Raw genomic sequence first — 16,696 nt, forward strand, 5'->3', positions numbered from 1 at the left:
TCGTTCGTTGAGCCGTGCATGACGGATCTGGTTGAGCGGTTGGTGCCGGATGAGTTGTGGGTGCTGTTCCGGCGGGTGGTGCCACCCACTGAGGTGATACGCCCGCAGGGCGGCGGCCGTAGCCTGGCGGGTGACCGTCAGGCACTGGCCGCGATCATCTTCGTGGCGATGTCGGGCTGCACCTGGCGGCAGGTGCCGCCGGTGTTCGGGCCGGCCTGGCAGACGGTCTACCGACGATTCGCCCAGGGAGCCGGGACCGGGTCTGGGCCCGGCTCTACCGTGTGATCCTCGACGAACTCGGTGCCCGGGGTGAGCTGGACTGGTCGCGGTGTGCGATCGACTCCGTCAGCCTGCGGGCGGCAAAAGGGGGCCTTTGACGGGACCGAATCCGACCGACCGCGGCAAACTCGGATCGAAGATCCACCTGATCACCGACCGCAACGGACTGCCGCTGTCCCTGGGTATCTCTGGCGCGAACATGCACGACAGCCAGGGTCTGGAGCCGCTCGTCCGGGGTATCCCGCCCATCCGCTCCCGCCGCGGCCCCCGACGCCGGCGCCCGGCGAAACTGCACGCCGACAAGGGCTACGACTACAACCACCTGCGCCGATGGCTCCGCAAACGCGGCATCTGCCACCGCATCGCCCGCAAGGGAATCGAGTCCTCACAGCGGCTGGGTCGGCACCGCTGGGTGGTCGAGAGAACCGTGTCCTGGTTGGCCGGCTGCCGACGGCTGCACCGCCGCTACGAACGCAAGGCCGACCACTTCCTCGCCTTCGTTGGCATAGCAGCGGTTCTTATCTGCAATCGCCGCCTCAGGCAGTGAGTCCGAACGGCACGGTTGACGCCTTGCCTGTGATCAGGCAGGCAGGGTGGTCTTGCGCGATGGTGGACGCCAGATGAAGGCGTTGGCGATCTCGTCCGCGAACGAACGGTGCTGCCATGTGTCGGTGACGTCGGTCCAGTTGCGAAGGACGGCCCTGTTCTCCGCCTTCGGTGTCTCTCGGTCGTAGACAAGGTCGAACGAGTAGACACGGCCGTCCTCATCTATGCACTGGCCGAACTCGTGGTCACCCCCGTCCGGGAAGAGGTTGACCAGCACGGTCGTCGCCGGGTCGAGTCCCTGGCCTTCGAGAAGGCTCCTGAGCCGCCTCCAGAGATCGAACGCGCTCGTGCGCAGGAGGTGCGTGTTCTGAACATATGCAGCCTGGGACATAGAACCCGATCTTGTGTCATCAGCATCGAACCCGCCAGTCCTTGCAGATCGACATCCCAAAAGAAACGACGTCTAAAGAGGGAAGTTGGGTACTACCGTAGGTGCGATGACAACAAGATCCACGTCGGCAGGTCAGCCCCTCTCCCTGACCTTGACCGATGCGCCGATGCGTCAGGCCCGTAACTCCGCCGCCTTTTGGGTCGCGACCGGCCGAAGCCGGGGGCATGCGGTCATCCGCCGCCCCGGGTTCGTCGCGGTCGACGGCGACGCGCGCGCCGGTCTGCGCATCCTGATCCAGGAGCCGGTCCTCGACCCGGACGAGCTGGCCGAGGTGGCCCAGCTGATACGCCGGGCCGCGGGCTCGGTGAACGCAGAGGATCCGTTCAGCTCGACCGACCTGAGCCACCTGGGCCTGCGCAGCTGGCAGATGCCTGTCATGCTGCGCCCGCCCGGGCCCGCCTCGGAACCGGCGCTGGAGGTGATCCGGGTGGTGCGGCCCGAGGACCTCCAGGCCGCCGAGCGGATCGTGATCGAGGGCTTCGAGCTGGACGGATTCGAGCCCTACCGCCCAGGCGAGCTGTTCCCGGCGGGGCTGATCGAGCAGGCGGGCGTGGACGTGTTCGTCGCCCGGCACGACGGCGTGCCCGTGGGAGCAGGCGTCAGCGTCGTGGACGACGGCGTCGGCAGCCACTACTGGATCGCCGCGTCCCCGTCCTTCCGGTCCCGCGGCGTGGGGCGGGCCGTCATGCTCGGCTCCCTCGCCCCGCTCGCGCACCTCCCGCTCACGCTCACCGCTTCGAAGTTGGGCAGACCGCTGTACGAGTCCCTGGGCTACACCGTCGCGGCACCCTCCACCTGGTGGGCCTCCCAGTGACACGGCCACCGCCGCGCCGGCACTCGCCGGCCGGTGTGTGAAAGGACGAGACCAACAACGAACGCGCGGCGCGCCCCGCGGCCCTCGCGCGGCCCGGGCATGGCCCTCGGGCTCAGAGGTGGGTCGTCCAGCCTCCCAGGCGGGCCATCAGCCGTCGTGCTGCTCCGAAAAAAGCGGCCGCCCTCATCCGCGACCAGGACCAAGACCTCGCCCCGGTACCAGCAGGAACCAGGACCTGACCCGCCAGGTCACCAATGCCTGCTCCAACCACTCCACCCGGCGCTGGGTGCGGCGGGGGGGGTGTCCGGTGGTGCGGTGTCCCCGCTCGCGGATGGGTCGACCGTCAGGCGGATCAGCCGACGGCCCAGGGGCAGCGACTCGGAACCGACCACGGCACTGATCACGGGTCTGCCGCACGATCGGGTGACATCTGAACTGGCTTGCCCTGTGGGGCAGGTGGGAAGGATGTCGCTGTGCCCAAGCCCTGTCCGGAAGAGTTCCGCCAGGACGTCGTGCGGGTCGCGAGGAACCGCGGCCCGGGTGTGACGGTCGAGCAGGTGGCCACCGACTTCGGAGTCCACCCGATGACGTTGTGGAAGTGGATGCGCCGGGCGGACATCGACGACGGCTCCAAGCCCGGGACCTCCAGCCAGGAGAGCGCGGAGCTGCGGGAGGCGCGTCGGCGGATCAAGCTGCTGGAGCAGGAGAACGAGGTCCTGCGCCGGGCCGCGGCCTATCTGTCGCAGGCGCATCTGCCGGGAAAAGGATCTACCCGCTCGTGAAGGAGCTGGCCGGGGACGGGGTGCCCGTCACGGTGACGTGCCGGGTGCTCAAGCTCGCCAGACAGCCCTACTACCGGTGGCTCGACAAGCCGGTGGCCGACGCTGTTCTCAAGGAGGCGTATCGCGCGAACGCGTTGTTCGGTGCCCACCGTGAGGACCCTGAGTTCGGCTACCGCTTCCTGGCCGATGAGGCCCGCAGCACCGGGGCCGCGATGGCGGATCGGACTGCGTGGCGGATCTGCCGGGACAACCGCTGGTGGAGCGTGTTCGGCAAGAAGCGAGGCCGGGGCAGGAAGGCCGGCCCGCCGGTGCACGACGATCTCGTGCGTCGTGACTTCGCCGCGGCCGGCCCGAACCGGCTCTGGCTCGCCGACATCACCGAACATGCCACCGGCGACGGCAAGCTGTATCTCTGCGCGATCAAGGATGTCTTCAGCAACCGGATCGTGGGCTACTCCATCGACACGCGGATGAAGTCCCGCCTGGCGGTGACCGCCCTGGACAACGCCGTGGCCCGGCGTGAAAACGTCGACGGATGCATCCTGCACACCGATCGCGGCTCGCAATTCCGGTCCCGGAAGTTCGTCCGGGCGCTGACCGCCACCGGATGGCCGGGTCGATAGGGAGGGTCGGGGCAGCCGGCGACAACGCGGCCATGGAGTCCTTCTTCAGCTTGCTGCAGAAGAACGTCCTCGACCGCAGGAAGTGGGCCACCTGCGAGGAACTACGGATCGCGATCGTGACCTGGATCGATCGGACCTACCACCGCCGTCGCCGGCAAGCCACACTCGGCCGACTGACCCCCGTCGAATTCGAGACCATCATGACCACACCGGCCCTCCGGGCCGCGTGAGTCAACCTGTCACCCGAACCTGCATCAGCCCCCCCGAGCAAAAGGCGCTCTCGCTACTGACGTATAAAGCCACGGGGACGATGACCGCCACGGCGCACAGCCAACGGGTGAGCGGGCCGCCCGATACAAAGGGCTTACTGAGGTTGAACTCGTGATGTCGCCGGGTGGCTTAGGCGGGTCTGATTGTCGGGCCGGTCTCGGCGAGGCGGCCGTCTATGACCAGACCACTGGCCGCCGCTGACTACCTGGTGCGCTCAGTGCGGTCGTCGTACTCTTCGCGGGCGGCGATGACTTCTTCGATGTGCAGCACGGACCACTCCGTGAGCGCCTTCAGCGGTTCCCGTAGCGTCTGGCCGAGCGCAGTCAGCTCATACTCCACGTGCGGCGGCACCTCTGGGTAGACGGTCCGCCTGACCAGCCCGTCGCGTTCGAGGGTGCGCAGCGTCTGGGTGAGCATCTTCTCGCTCACGCCCGCCAGCGCCTGCCGGAGCTGGCCGAACCGGGAGGTCCCGTTCCGGCCGAGTTCGCCGAGCACGAGGACCGCCCACTTGCTGCCGATCTGGTCGAGCAGGTCCCGCGACGGGCAGCCGCGCTCGTACGGATCGAATGACGGCATGGGCCCGGTCACATTCTCGACAGCAACCATACGGCTCACCTCAATGCTTTCGCTGCGGTAAGTACCCTACCAAGAAGTGGCTACTCCCCAACAGAGAGTGTCCAGGTCATTCTGTGTTTCATCCCGCGGCGGACGGACCGCGGCAGGCGTGCGAGGCACGCGCGGAAGGAAGGAATGACCATCATGTCGATCGTCGTCACCGGAGCCACCGGCCAGCTGGGCAGGCTCACCGTCGAGGCACTGCTGCGGCGCGGGATCCCGGCCGCGGACATCATCGCGACCGGCCGGGACATCGCCGGGATCAAGGATTTGGCCGACCGAGGCATCACGGTACGCCGCGCCGACTTCGCGGACACCGACGGCCTGGCCGAGGCATTCGCGGGGGCGGAAAGGCTGCTGCTGATCTCGGCCTCGGTCCCTGTGGGCGAGCGGGTCGCCAACCACCGCCGCGTGATCGACGCCGCGGCGTCCGCAGGCGTGTCGCTAGTGGCGTACACGAGCACGACGCACGCGGACACGGCCACCACCGTCATCGGTGCCACGCACGGCGAGACCGAGGCGTATCTGCGGGACCGCGGAATCCCCAGCGTGCTGCTGCGCAACGGATGGTACCTGGAGAATTACACCAGCCAACTGCCGCAGATCCTGCAGAACGGCGCGGTCGTCGGCGCCGCAGGCGAGGGGCGGATCAGCGCCGCGTCCCGCGCCGACTACGCCGAGGCCGCAGCGGTCGTCCTCACCGCTGAAGGCCACACCGGCGCCGTGTACGAGCTCGGCGGCGACGAATCCTTCACTCTGACTGAGCTCGCCGCCGCGATCTCCGCTGCGGCCGGAAAGCAGGTTACCTACGCTGACCTCCCGGTGGCCGACTTCGCCCAGGTACTGGCCTCCGCGGGCCTACCCGCCGAGCTGGCTGAGGTCCTCGCCGACGCTGACCGCGGTATGAACCGCGGCGAGATGTACACCGACTCTGGCGACTTGCGCCGCCTGATCGGCCGCCCGCCCGTAACCCTGGCCGAGGCACTCGCGGCCGCCTTGCATCACTGAGGTTGAACTCGTGACGTGGCCGGGTTGCTCAGGTGGGTCTGATCGTCAGGCCGGTCTCGGCGAGGCAGCCGTCTCTGAGTTCGCTGCGGTACTGGATGTGCCGTAGGCCGCGCCGGATGTGTAGGCCATGTGAAAGCGCCAACCGATCACCGTCTTGATCCGCGCCAGTGTCCAGCTGCTGGTCCTCCCAGCCATGCTCGGCCGGCCCCTTGGCCAGCTCCGCCTCCAGCTGCGCGAACTGCTCCTGGCTCAGCCTCGGCAGCGATGCCGGCCCCTGCGACCGCAGGGCCCGCGGACCGCCATCGTCCGGCCCGATCGACTTCAACCGAAGATCGTATGAGGCAGTCGGCTGGCGGCTACCGTCCGCCGCGTGCCGATGGAGTTTCTGACCACGTGGCGCAGGTGGCCAGGATCGGAATCCCCTGAGAGGGCGAGCGTGGCGGCGACCTGGCGGGCCGGCGTCAACCGAGCTTGGATACCTGGTAGTGGCTGATGTACCAGCGGTCGGCCGCCTGCTTGACCACCAGGCTCAGGTTCACCGTGAGCGTCGGCCGGTCGGTGAACGAGAAGTCGACACTCGTGTAGCCGAGCACCACACCGTGGACCAGCTGCCTGGTTTCGAGGATCCGGTAGTCGGCGGTCATCCCGAGCGGCTGGGAGCCGTAGTAGTCGGCGATGCCGCGGCGACCGACGGTATACGGATGGAGGCCCTGGAAGATCGCGTCCTCGGCGAAGCAGGAGGCGGCCTGCTCGGGCTGGTGCGCATCGACGGCGGCCTTCCACTCGTCGAGGACGCCACGAAGGATCTTCCCGTTGTCCGCTGTGCTGCTCGTCGGAGTCGTGGCGCCGCCAGCGTGGCCGGGGTCGCTCGGGTGGGGCGAGAGCGGGGTGACCTCGTCGGTGCGCCAGATGCGCAGCGGCATGGAGGCCAGGACCTCCTCGAGCCGACCGCCGTCGGCAGCGGCGAAGAGCCCGAGAGTGCGCCACTCGCCCGGTCGCAGGGGAGGGCGCCACAGGCGGAGCAGGTGTCCCTGCGTCGCGAGCTCACGCGCCCGTGCGGCCTCGCGAGCGCGGATGTCCTCGACAGCCTGCTCCGGGGTCCCGTCCGGGACGTGGGTGGTCATCGTGACGAGGAATTCCATGATCACCTCTTTCGGGGAGCTGGCCGTACGGGAGCCCGCCGTGCGGTTGACCGACGCGCCTCTACCCAGTCTGCTTCAGCCAGATCGGGCGGTCCTGACGAGCAAGCCCCCAGACGGCCTCGTCAGCTCGGCACCCTGCTTCGCGAGTACCACCCCGCCGCCCTGGAGGCCTTCGCCTAGTGAGCCAACGGCCTGTGCCGCCCTGAAGCCCGCGAGCCCGCCGGGCCTGCCGGCTGTAGATCGACGCTTGGGTCCGAGAACCACGGTCGCCAGGCCTGCTCTCGACGAGGGCAGGCCGTTCTGGTCGACTCGTAGCTCAGGAACTGCCGCCCAGCCGACTGATGAGTCCGTCCCTGGTGATTCCGTGTTCCTGGCCCCATGCCGCGAGGCGGTCCAGGTCGACCGGGTCGGGCAGCACGCGCAGCCCTTCCTCTGCTTCCTCCCGGTACCCGGCCCTTTTCAGGACGGCAACGACTTCGGCTTCGGGGATCGATGGGACGTCATTAGCGGTAAGCCCCTGATGATCAGGTCGCGGCCGTGATGCGGGTGGCGTAGACGCGGTGGGCCTTGCGCTCGGCGGAGCTGGCGGATTCGGTGGCGGGGGCGGCGGCCTGCTGCAGCGCGGTGCGGTGGAGTTCGAGCGGTGCGGTGATCCGAAGGGGTCGCGACGCTGATCAACGTCTTCACCGTCGCCCCCGAGCGCCAGCAGGAGCTGATCGCGCTCCTGGCGCACGCCACCGAGACGACCATGAAGCACCAGCCCGGCTTCATCTGCGCCAACTTCCACGCCAGCCAAGACGGCGAACGCGTCATCAACTACGCCCAGTGGGAATCCGAAGAGCACTACTGGGCCATGCGCACCGACCCCGAAGCCCGAGTGCACATGGACCAGGCCGCCACCATCGTGCGATGCCGCCGGGCTGGAAGGAGTACGGATCCGGTAGTGGCCGCTGCTCCGGATACCCCGTCCACCAGTGCGTGCCCGGCGAACTGCTCAGCAGGGTGCCGATCGCCGACCTGCCCGCCGCCCTGGCAGACCCACGGGCCGAGGAGCGGCACGACGCCGGGGCCGTGCGCCATCTCGTGGGCTGGAAGACCCGCTCACGCCAGAAGCGGGACGTCGCCCGCCTGCCCGAACCGCTCCGCGCCCGCCTGCTGGCGCATGCCTGCCGCTCCGGAGACTCCGACAAGCAGGGCCGCGCCGAACGGTGGTTGGCAACCTCGCGGACCTGAGAGCTCGAATGACCCTGCCTCCCCACATACGACGATCTCCTCCAGGGTGGGGACGTATCGCTGTACCTCACTGGCCACGTTCGGGGCTCTGGCAAGATTTTCGTAGGCGGAGATCATCTAGGAGGTACGGTCGCCTGGTCCGCATGGTGGGCAGCCTGTGACTGTGCTCTGTTGAACTGGTGGGCCTGTTACCGCAGTTGACCGACGTGCAGGTGGTTTCGGTTGAGGTATCCGATGCGGTGGTGGCGGTCCGTGCCCGCACGAGATCCGGTGAACCGGCGGGATGTACGGGATGCGGTCAGCTCAGCGAGTGGTGCCACAGCCGCTACGCGCGACGCCTCGCCGACGTCACGCTCGCCGGCCGGCCTTTGCGCATCGACCTGTCCGTACGCCGCCTGTACTGCGAGAACACGACCTGCCCGAAGGTGACCTTCGCCGAACAAGTACCCGGCCTGACCAAGCGCTACCAGCGGCGGACACCCCGACTGCAGTCCCTGGTCGAGGACGTCGGCGTGGTCCTGGCAGGCCGGGGCGGATCCCGGATGCTTCGGATCCTGAGCATCAAGCTTTCCCGGGTTGCGCTCCTGCCGCAGCTGATGCGTGTGCCACTTCCGCCGCTGGTCACGCCCCAGGTCTTGGGGGTCGACGACTTCGCTCTCTACGGAGGCACCTACGGAACCCTCCTGGTCGACGCCACCACCCGGCTCCCGCTGACCCTCTGGGAAGGACGCGATGCCGAACAGCTCAGCCGGTGGCTTGGCGAGCACCCCGGCATCGAGGTCGTCTGCCGCGACGGCTCCCTCACCTACCGGCAGGGCATCACCGCCGGCGCCCCCCAAGCCGTGCAGATCAGCGACCGTTTTCACCTCTGGCAAGGCCTGTCCCGCCGCGTTCAGGACATCGCCTCCACCCACCGTGGATGCCTGCCCGCAGCCCTGCCCGCGGTCAGTGAAGACAGTCACCTACCAGTCGAGGAGACCACCGACAACGCCGCAGCGGACAGCCGGGCCGGCCGCCATGCCCGGAGCCTGTTCGAAGCGGTCCACGCCCTGACCCGCACCGGCCGGAGCCACAGCTCCGTGGCCCGCGAGCTCGGCCTGGACCGCCGCACCGTTCGCAAATACGCCCGAGCCCGCACCTGGCAGGAAGTCGTGCGCCGGCCGCCCCGCAAGCCCTCCACGCTGGATCCCTACCTCCACTACCTGCGTCAACGATGGGACGAAGGACAGCACAGCGCGAAGGTCCTGCACGAAGAACTGCAGGCCAAGGGCTACCTCGGCCACTACCAGCGCGTGAAGATGGCCGTCGCACCACTTCGCCGAGGCCTGCCCATCGACGAGCCACGCGAGCGACCGCCCTCACCTCGTGAAACGGCCCGCTGGATCACCACTCATCCGCACCGCCGCAGCTTGCACATCAACGAGCGACTTCCCCGCCTCCTCGACCACTGCCCCGAACTCAAGCTCACCCACGACCTGGTCCGCCGCTTCGCCACCATGCTCGACAACCGCGACGCGACACCCCTGCCAGGCTGGCTGGGCGATCTCAAAAGGAGCGGATTGGCACCACTTGTCGGCCTTGCCAGAGCCCTCCACGAAGACCGACATGCAGTCGCTCAGGGCATCACGACGTCTTACAACTCAGGAGTCAACGAAGGTCGCATCACCGACGTCAAGCTGCAGAAACGCCTCATGGCCGGACGAGCCGGTGTCCGTCTCCTCCGCCACCGCGTCGTCCTGATGGCCCACCTCCGCCGACGCCATGCGGACCAGGCGACCGTACCTCCGAGATGATCTCCGCCTACGAAAATCTTGCCAGAGCCACGTTCACTTGTACGCCGACACGAACGAGATCGCGCCGTTCCCGGCCTCCACTCAACTACTTCGGGCACTACGATCCGGAGACCGCCCGTTACACCACACCCGACCCGCGCGGACTGGTGCCGGCCCCCAACGCGGGGGCGTACGTTCCTAACCCGCACAGCTGGGCTGACCACCTGGGGCTCGCCGGGGAGCCGGAATGACCAACCCGGAGGACATCAACTTTTCCCAGCGCACCGTGTCCCCGAACGACTACGTGGACAAGATGCGCTCCGGGGAGTGGGACTGGCAGCGCCCCGGTACAGCGTTGAAGGTCATGGAAGTGGACGGTCAGCTGGTGTCGTACGACAACCGAAGGCTCGATGCGGCGCGCGAAGTGGGGAGGCCGGTCATCATCGAGCGCGTCGACCCGAACGCCGTGCACCCGGATTCGACGACTGGGCGGACCTGGGCAGAGCAATTCAGAAGGCGCATGAATTCCGCGCGGAACCGAAACGAACTTGGCGAGCCGGTTCCCCGGCCGAACTCCAGGAAAGGCCTCAGCACGTGCGCAACGGGAAGTGCAAGAATAGATGACTGCGATCGAACGACTCTGGGAAGACTTCGAGCTCCCCATCAAGGACGCGCTCCACTACGCCGACGGGCACTCGTACGAAGTCGCCCTCGTCCCCGACACGCCCACGGGCTTCGCGGTTCTTGCCTCCTTCGACCTCGACGAAGTGCTGGAAAGCGATCCGTCCTGGGTGTCTTCCGTCGATGGACTCGCCGCTGTGGACCTGGGCGAGAAAGGGCTGCTCTGGGGCGGTGAGGGCTCGTACGGATCGGAGGGGTTCGTCGCACGTCTGACTGCGGACCGGTCCCTGATGTGGGCGATGTTCTTCGCGGAATCCAATCCATTCGGCCGGATCCGGCTGTTGGGAACCGTCGCTACCTTCACATCGACCTCGGGGTTCGAGGTGTCGGTCGACATCGACGACCCACGCTCACCGGACCCGGGACCTGCATCGGGGCGAGCGGCATAAAGGCCGGATGCCCTGGGCGTAGGGGCGTGGCGGGAGCGCTACCGCGGGGTGTGCGGTCGTCTTGCGCCGGATCACGGCGCAGGACGACCGCAGAAGAGGTCCGGACAACGACGCAGGGGCGGCTTCCAGCAGGGCTGCCGTCCGTACGGCCGGCCAGGGCATGAGCGCGTTCCTAGCGCTCGCGCAGCCAGCGCAGAGCCGTGGGCGGACCTCTGCATGGCCAGCTCGACTGGACCGGCCCCGCCGACTGGACCGGCCCCGCCGACAGGTCCGGCCTGGCCGGCTCCTCCGCCTCCTTGGCGGTCCCGCAGCCGCAGGCAGTCGGCTCCGGCGCCCGGCAGTATCTGATCGGCGACCTCTCCCCAGAGGACGGCGAGACCTACCGCGCCCGACGTCTGGTCCAAGACGGCCAGCTCCTCGGCGCCAACATCCGGGCTGGCTTTGTTCACGTTCTGCAGCAGCAACCAAACGACCGTTTGGTACACCTCCTGCCGCCCTCTCAGCACCACCTGTTACCCGAGCAGCACCCGTGTGCCGCCTGGGCCGGGCTCCGAATGTCATCGCTCTCCGGCACACCCCGGCACACCGGACCACCTCCACCAGCTACCGAGCAGCAGACACGGCAGCGGCCCCGAAGCCGATCGACTTCGGGGCCGCTGCAGTCAGGCTTCGACGTATGCAGCACCAGGGGTGCGGCAGATGTTCTTCGGATTGGCTGGCTACTGGTCGGGGTGGACGGCCCGGACGCCGGTGTTCTCATACGCCTCAGGAGTCAAGGTGAGCAGGTAGCGGCCGGAGGGGAAGTCCGCAGACGGTCGGGCGGCGTGGATGGCGTGTACGGCAGCCCAGGAATGGCCGGCGTGCAGGAGCTCGGTGGCGGCGAGCGCGGCCGCAGTGTCGAACGGTTCGATCTCGATGAACCGGAGGCCGTGGACGTACGCCAGCAGGCCGGGGCGCTCGGTGTCGCCGGCGGTGAGGGAGAGCGCCGGGGCGTAGAGCGTGCCGAGTCCGCCGGAGGCTTGGACGTAGAAGGCCGCAACAGCCTCGTTGAACGGGTCCTTAGGGTCGTGCAGGGCGGTGGCAGCCGTGTGGTCCAGAATGACGGCGATGGCCGCCACTACGCAGCCGCCGAGTCCTGGCTCGCGCCCAGGCGCTCCAGCAGGCCGCGCGCCTTCGCCTCGGCCTCCGCGCTGGGCACCGTGCCCAGGATGGAGGCCAGCTCGGCGCGGGCCTGGGCGGCGCGCTCCTCGAACTCGGACTGGGTGGGCCGGCTCTCGGCGAGTGCCTCGACCAGATTGCGGATCGTGGTGTTGTTCTCGGCCGCCAGCAGGGCCAGGCGGTCACGTGTCGCAGCGCTGACCTTGATGCTCGTTTCGTCTGCCATCCTTCGACTCTACTGCGAGTAGAGGAGCGCTGGGAGGGTTCCGGTTCGTCCCGTTGCGCCGGTGTGGTCAGGGTGGAAAGCCAACGTGCAATGCGCGTCGGCACCGGCGCGGGCGGGCCGAGGGTGCAATGCAGGGGTGCAACACGTCTGATCACGTCCTGGGAAAGGCGTTCATGCAGGTCAGGCCCGCAACAGGTGGCTGTTACACCGTGTTGCGGGAGTCTGTTGCGCGGTGCGTTGCACGGCGGGGTTGCGAACGGAGGGTGATGATCGACTGGGTTGCGGGCCTGGCTCTCACAGCGTGCGCCGCAGCCTGTTCACCAGGGAAAACAGGCCCCTGCCGCATAGGAAAGAGAGGGTGGAAAGCCGCATGTCGGCTCACAGCTCACAGGGCGGCTCGGCAGGGTGTTGTGAGGTGTTGTTGTCGCTCAGTGTGAACCCCACGCCAGGCGCGGGTGGCTGCATGGGCACTGCTCGCAGCTGGAGCAGCCGGCGCATTCCGGGCAAAAGGCGAGTGGCCACTGCCCGGGGCAGGAGGAGATCGGGTTGTGGTCGGGGTCGTCCTCACCGGGGTACCGGGTCTCGCCGAAGCGGCGGTTCGGTCCAGGCGATGACACGGCCGCCGGCGAGCAGGTCCTCGTAGTGGTGGCCGACCGTGCTGTGCTCGCTCCAGGCGGCCACCACATCGTCCGCCGGGCTCACGCAGTGCCGCCCTTCACCGCGGCCGCGGTGTCGAGCCACGCGGCGAGCGCGGCCGTGGCGGCCGGGTCGGCCTGGGCGAGACGGCCGACGAACTCGAGGTCACCGTCGGCGGCCGGGGCGCCGGTGCGGGCGAGGGCGGCGAACAGCGCGGCGCTCGCCCGCACCGGCGCGGGCAGCAGGGCGGCGGCGGCCGTACGGGCGCCCGGGTCGGCGTAGTGGCCTGCGCGGTCAGCGAGGGCGCGGGCGAGCCTGTCGTCGACCGCCCCGGCGCGGTAGTCGCCCCGGTCGGCCAGCTCGCGGGCGGCTTCGTCCCTGGGCCCGCTCGCCACGGTCCGATCGAGTCGGCCGGCCCCGGCGAGGGCTGCCAGTTCGTCGGCCCGGACGGCTACCTGTTGCTGCTCTTGGCGGCGCTGCCGCTCGACTTCTACGCGGCGCCGGACTTCGGCGACCTCCTCCTGGACGACCGCGTCGTCGTTGGGGTCGTACGGGCCGCCGGTCACCGCGAGGAGCTGCCCGATGCGCCGCCACTCGGCGAGCTCGGCCGCGCGGCGGTCGCTGTGGTCGGCCGCCACTTCGTACCGGCGGTCCAGGTGCGCATCGAGCTCGGCATCGGCGAGCGCCTGGACGGCTTCGCCGTGCGTCATGCCCCGGGCGCGGCGCCGGACCGAGGACCGGCCGACCTTCGCCGGGTCGATCGGCGTGCGCGGGCCCTGGGCGCGGGCCTCGGGGACGCGGCGCGATCGCCGCCAGCCATCGGTCGTACGCTGGTGGGGTGTCCGCAGTGAGCCGGCCTTTGCGCGAGCGGGGCACCGGACCAGGGGCCCCTGTGGGGCCTTTGGCGCCTGGGGGTCGGGGACTTGGGGTCCACGCCCGCCGAAAAGTCGGCGGCAGCGAACACGAGCGAGATCGAGCTCCAGCCGAACACCAAGACCGCCACGGGCACGCGGACGAGGCGACCGACAGCACCCTGAAGGGCTTCGAGGGCTGGGACACCACACCGGGCCTGAAGAAGAGCGGACACGTGGGACAGGCAGGTCAAGGTCCTGATGGGCCGCCTCGGATCCGGGAAGAGCGCCCTGCCGGGCGCCCCGGGCCTGTTCGTACGCAATGACATCGGCCTGGGTGACCAGTTCCGGCCGATCGGTCGAAGGTCAACGGGCTCTAGGGGGAACGAATGCTGACGTACTACAAAGTGATGACGACGGACCTGGGCCTGCTGACCACGGCGGCAGACAAGTGGGACTCCATGGCCGGCGAGCTGAAGAAGGTCGAAACCCGCTACGGTGACAGTGTCCAGAAGATCAGCATGGGACAGAGCTGGACCGGTGTCAGTGCCGGCGTGGCCCGTACGAGCTTCGCTGCCACCCGCTACGAGTATTCCGCAGCCCAGATCCAGGCCAAGGCCGTCGCCAGCCTGTTACGGGATGCCCACACTCAGTTCGCCGACCTCAAGAAGAGGGTCGAGAGCGCACGGGACGACGCGATCAAGGCCGGTATGACGGTCTCGGGGCAAGGGAACGTCGCCTACGACTACGCGGAGCTGAATCGTTCCTTCCGCGACAACTCCTCGCGGCCGGAGTTCACCCAGACCTTCCTGAACGGGATGGGCGCGGACAACACCCTCAAGTTCACCAACAAGCTCAACGATCACGCGTACGGTGACGACAAGGGCAACAAGCAGCGCTACCTGGACCTGCAGAAGGGCCTGGCCAACTCGCTGTCGAACGCGATGCAGGACCCGAAGTCCGACTTCTACAAGAACTTCCGCACGCACTTGAACAAGGCCGGGTTGGAGAGTTACGACCTCAAACAGGTCGGCGACGCACCCAACGTCCTCAGCCGGGAACACGGCCAGAAGGTCCGCGGCTACCAGAGCCTGGTCACCCTCATGCAGAACGGGGACGGCTACTCCACCCCGTTCCTACACGATCTGGCCTCGGACATCCGCAAGGTCGAAGACAAGAAGCAGGGAGGGGACCCGAACGTCTGGGACCTCAGCGGTGACTTGAGCGGCGCCGAAAAGAGCGGGTTCGCCCACGACCCCCTCGACGGGGTCCTCGGAATCATGTCGAAGAACCCCGAAGCCGCAACCTCGTACCTGGACCCGGGACCGGGCCACAAGAACGACAACCTCCAGTACCTGCTTAGAGGTCATCTCATTTGGCCAGTCTGCGGTAGCAGATGAGGGTGCAGGCGATGCTGGTGAAGGCGAGGAAGTGCTCGGCTTTGCGTTCGTAGCGGCGGTGGAGGCGGCGGCAGCCGGCGAGCCAGGCCATAGTGCGTTCGACGGTCCAGCGGTGGCGGCCCAGTCGCTGTGAGGACTCGATGCCGCGGCGGGCGATGCGGTGGGTGATGCCGCGTCCGCGTAACCATCGTCGCAGGTGGGCATAGTCATAGCCTTTGTCCGCATAAAGCTTGCCTGGACGCCGCCGACGGGGTCCTCGCCGGGACCGGATCGGCGGGATGCCCCGCACAAGTGGTTCAAGACCGAGGCTGTCGTGCATGTTCGCGCCGGAGATCCCGACGGACAGGGGCAGACCGGTCCGCTCGGTGATCAAATGGATCTTCGATCCGAACTTGCCCCGGTCGACAGGATTCGGACCTGTCAGGTCCCCCTTTTCAAGGCCTTCATGTTCACCGAGTCGATCGCGCAGCGCGACCAGTCCAGCTCCCCGCGGGCACCGAGCTCGTCGAGGACCAGGCGGTGGAGCTTGGCCCAGACCCTGGCCTTCGACCACTCCGAAAAGCGCCGATGGGCGGTAGCGCCCGACGGTCCGAACGACGCCGCGGGCAGCTGCTGCCAGGTGCAACCCGAGGTCGCGACGAACACGATCGCCGCCAGCACTTCCCGGTCACCGTGCCGACGCCGGCCACCGCCCTGAGGCCTCGACGGCGCCTCAGGCACCACCCGCTGAAACAGGTCCCACAACTCATCCGGCACCAGCCGCTCAACGATCCCCACCACGAACGACAGCCTACCCAAACGTCCAAATGAGATGACGTCTTAAGGACCGCGACTGGAAGTTCGACGACTCGCTCTTGTGGCAGGGTGATCGCGAGACCCACAGCGAGCTTGAGTCCGAGGGCAAGGACGCCCGCACCGGTCTCGGCCTGGCACTGGAAGCCTCCACCACGGGCAGGGAACCGGGTGTGGCAGCGGCAAACTACGGCCACCACTCCGAGGCCGAGGCGCGGGTCATGCAGCAGACCATCTCCATCCTGGACGCCGACGGCAAGGGCGACACCATCGCCGACAACCTCAAGGCGCCCCTGGGCCGCGCCCTGGTCGACTACACAGCCGACACCCACGCCATTCTCAGCGGCACGTCGCCCGGCAGCCCCGTCGGCCAAGACGGCATCACCGCTCACGGCGACGAGTCCAGCATCACCAGCGGCAAGCACAGCCTGCTCCGCGTCATGCGCGGCGTCGCCGACGGCGAGGTCGGAACGGGCCCCACCGGCCAGCCCATCACCGCCTACGACGTGATGTACGAATCGGAACGCCGATACTCCGCCGAGTACCTCACCCACGCCAAGCCCGCCGGACCGGGCGAGGCCGGCAACGTCGTCGGCGACTGGGACAACCGCGCCCGCCACGTCGGCGAGGTCTTCGGGGCCATGAACGCCATCGGCTCCGACATCACTCTCGACGACCGGGACACAAAGATCGGCAACATGAACGACGCCGCCCGGTACGGCTACCACGGCTTCGGCGGCCTCATCACCCAGCTCCCGATCATCGGCGACCCGGCGCAACGCATGATCGACGCCGCCACCTACGAATGGTCCAAAGACGTCGCGGCCGAGCACGAGGCCATGGCACTCAAAAAAGAGAGCACGGACGCCGCAGCCGGAGTGGGTGCGACAAACTCCCTGATCGACTCCTTCGCGACCGGGCAGGGCGCCAATGGGTCCGTGGCGCACGAACACGCCAGGGGCGAGGCCAAACAGAGTTACATCACCGGCCGCGAGGACGCGTACTCCGCGCTCCGCACGAGGAAGTGA

General features: G+C 68.3%; 15 protein-coding genes and 5 pseudogenes. 10 read left to right on the top strand and 10 right to left on the bottom strand.

Going from position 1 to position 16,696, the window contains the following annotated elements:
• Positions 1–18 precede the first annotated feature (18 nt).
• Positions 19–826: pseudogene (locus tag ACIPK4_RS25675) on the top strand (IS5 family transposase).
• Between the two features lie 33 nt (positions 827–859).
• Here the strand turns inward: ACIPK4_RS25675 and ACIPK4_RS25680 are convergent.
• The gene (locus ACIPK4_RS25680) at positions 860–1,216 is read right to left on the bottom strand and encodes a hypothetical protein (protein WP_402316294.1); all 357 of its coding nucleotides are present in this window, start codon (positions 1,214–1,216) and stop codon (positions 860–862) included.
• Positions 1,217–1,322: 106 nt separating this feature from the next.
• Here ACIPK4_RS25680 and ACIPK4_RS25685 point away from each other — a divergent pair, with 106 nt between their 5' ends.
• Both ACIPK4_RS25685 and ACIPK4_RS25690 read left to right on the top strand, forming a co-directional pair.
• Positions 1,323–2,090, top strand: coding sequence for a GNAT family N-acetyltransferase (locus ACIPK4_RS25685; RefSeq protein ID WP_402316297.1), 768 nt, complete (start codon positions 1,323–1,325; stop codon positions 2,088–2,090).
• Positions 2,091–2,563: 473 nt separating this feature from the next.
• A pseudogene (locus tag ACIPK4_RS25690) lies at positions 2,564–3,725 on the top strand (IS3 family transposase).
• 241 nt (positions 3,726–3,966) lie between these two features.
• Here the strand turns inward: ACIPK4_RS25690 and ACIPK4_RS25695 are convergent.
• A complete protein-coding gene (locus ACIPK4_RS25695; protein ID WP_402316299.1) occupies positions 3,967–4,341 on the bottom strand; it encodes a winged helix-turn-helix transcriptional regulator in 375 nt (124 codons plus the stop codon).
• 174 nt (positions 4,342–4,515) lie between these two features.
• Here ACIPK4_RS25695 and ACIPK4_RS25700 point away from each other — a divergent pair, with 174 nt between their 5' ends.
• The gene (locus ACIPK4_RS25700) at positions 4,516–5,388 is read left to right on the top strand and encodes an SDR family oxidoreductase (protein ID WP_402316302.1); all 873 of its coding nucleotides are present in this window, start codon (positions 4,516–4,518) and stop codon (positions 5,386–5,388) included.
• A 28-nt stretch (positions 5,389–5,416) separates the two neighbouring features.
• Here ACIPK4_RS25700 and ACIPK4_RS25705 read toward each other — a convergent pair.
• The 3 genes and pseudogenes from ACIPK4_RS25705 to ACIPK4_RS25715 all read right to left on the bottom strand — a co-directional run.
• Positions 5,417–5,506, bottom strand: a pseudogene (locus ACIPK4_RS25705) (IS630 family transposase); the annotation flags it as partial.
• A gap of 343 nt (positions 5,507–5,849) precedes the next feature.
• Positions 5,850–6,194 carry a YybH family protein gene (locus ACIPK4_RS25710; protein ID WP_402316859.1) on the bottom strand — a complete coding sequence of 115 codons (345 nt, stop codon included), beginning with the start codon at positions 6,192–6,194 and terminating at the stop codon, positions 5,850–5,852.
• Between the two features lie 69 nt (positions 6,195–6,263).
• Positions 6,264–6,530: pseudogene (locus ACIPK4_RS25715) on the bottom strand (muconolactone Delta-isomerase family protein); the annotation flags it as partial.
• Between the two features lie 724 nt (positions 6,531–7,254).
• Here ACIPK4_RS25715 and ACIPK4_RS25720 point away from each other — a divergent pair.
• The 4 genes and pseudogenes from ACIPK4_RS25720 to ACIPK4_RS25735 form a co-directional block, all read left to right on the top strand.
• Positions 7,255–7,347: pseudogene (locus tag ACIPK4_RS25720) on the top strand (antibiotic biosynthesis monooxygenase); the annotation flags it as partial.
• 92 nt (positions 7,348–7,439) lie between these two features.
• Positions 7,440–7,763, top strand: coding sequence for a hypothetical protein (locus tag ACIPK4_RS25725; protein WP_402316305.1), 324 nt, complete (start codon positions 7,440–7,442; stop codon positions 7,761–7,763).
• Positions 7,764–7,969: 206 nt separating this feature from the next.
• A complete protein-coding gene (locus tag ACIPK4_RS25730; RefSeq protein ID WP_402316862.1) occupies positions 7,970–9,556 on the top strand; it encodes an ISL3 family transposase in 1,587 nt (528 codons plus the stop codon).
• A 599-nt stretch (positions 9,557–10,155) separates the two neighbouring features.
• Positions 10,156–10,605: a hypothetical protein gene (locus ACIPK4_RS25735; RefSeq protein WP_402316308.1), complete on the top strand. Its 450-nt coding sequence runs from the start codon at positions 10,156–10,158 to the stop codon at positions 10,603–10,605.
• Positions 10,606–11,324: 719 nt separating this feature from the next.
• On the opposite strand, the gene ACIPK4_RS25740 is transcribed toward ACIPK4_RS25735, so the two are convergent.
• The 4 genes from ACIPK4_RS25740 to ACIPK4_RS25755 form a co-directional block, all read right to left on the bottom strand.
• Positions 11,325–11,723: a hypothetical protein gene (locus tag ACIPK4_RS25740; RefSeq protein ID WP_402316311.1), complete on the bottom strand. Its 399-nt coding sequence runs from the start codon at positions 11,721–11,723 to the stop codon at positions 11,325–11,327.
• Positions 11,723–11,989, bottom strand: a complete 267-nt coding sequence (locus ACIPK4_RS25745) for a hypothetical protein (RefSeq protein ID WP_283458999.1) — start codon at positions 11,987–11,989, stop codon at positions 11,723–11,725. The genes ACIPK4_RS25740 and ACIPK4_RS25745 overlap by 1 nt, the downstream gene beginning before the upstream one ends.
• 564 nt (positions 11,990–12,553) lie before the next feature.
• A complete protein-coding gene (locus ACIPK4_RS25750; RefSeq protein ID WP_402316314.1) occupies positions 12,554–12,691 on the bottom strand; it encodes a hypothetical protein in 138 nt (45 codons plus the stop codon).
• Positions 12,688–13,335, bottom strand: coding sequence for a hypothetical protein (locus ACIPK4_RS25755; protein WP_402316317.1), 648 nt, complete (start codon positions 13,333–13,335; stop codon positions 12,688–12,690). The genes ACIPK4_RS25750 and ACIPK4_RS25755 overlap by 4 nt, the downstream gene beginning before the upstream one ends.
• Positions 13,336–13,865: 530 nt before the next feature.
• Here ACIPK4_RS25755 and ACIPK4_RS25760 point away from each other — a divergent pair.
• Positions 13,866–14,876, top strand: a complete 1,011-nt coding sequence (locus ACIPK4_RS25760) for a DUF6571 family protein (RefSeq protein WP_402316320.1) — start codon at positions 13,866–13,868, stop codon at positions 14,874–14,876.
• On the opposite strand, the gene ACIPK4_RS25765 is transcribed toward ACIPK4_RS25760, so the two are convergent.
• Positions 14,848–15,647, bottom strand: a protein-coding gene (locus tag ACIPK4_RS25765; protein WP_402316865.1) for an IS5 family transposase whose coding sequence is annotated in 2 segments (ribosomal slippage) — positions 14,848–15,299 and positions 15,299–15,647 — 801 coding nt in all. Because the reading frame shifts where the segments join, the coding sequence is not laid out codon by codon here. The two genes, ACIPK4_RS25760 and ACIPK4_RS25765, sit on opposite strands and share 29 nt — an antisense overlap.
• A 194-nt stretch (positions 15,648–15,841) precedes the next feature.
• Here ACIPK4_RS25765 and ACIPK4_RS25770 point away from each other — a divergent pair.
• Positions 15,842–16,696, top strand: a complete 855-nt coding sequence (locus ACIPK4_RS25770; protein ID WP_402316323.1) for a hypothetical protein — start codon at positions 15,842–15,844, stop codon at positions 16,694–16,696.

The organism is Streptomyces sp. NPDC086989 (assembly GCF_044745505.1).
In the GTDB taxonomy this organism is placed as follows: domain Bacteria; phylum Actinomycetota; class Actinomycetes; order Streptomycetales; family Streptomycetaceae; genus Streptomyces.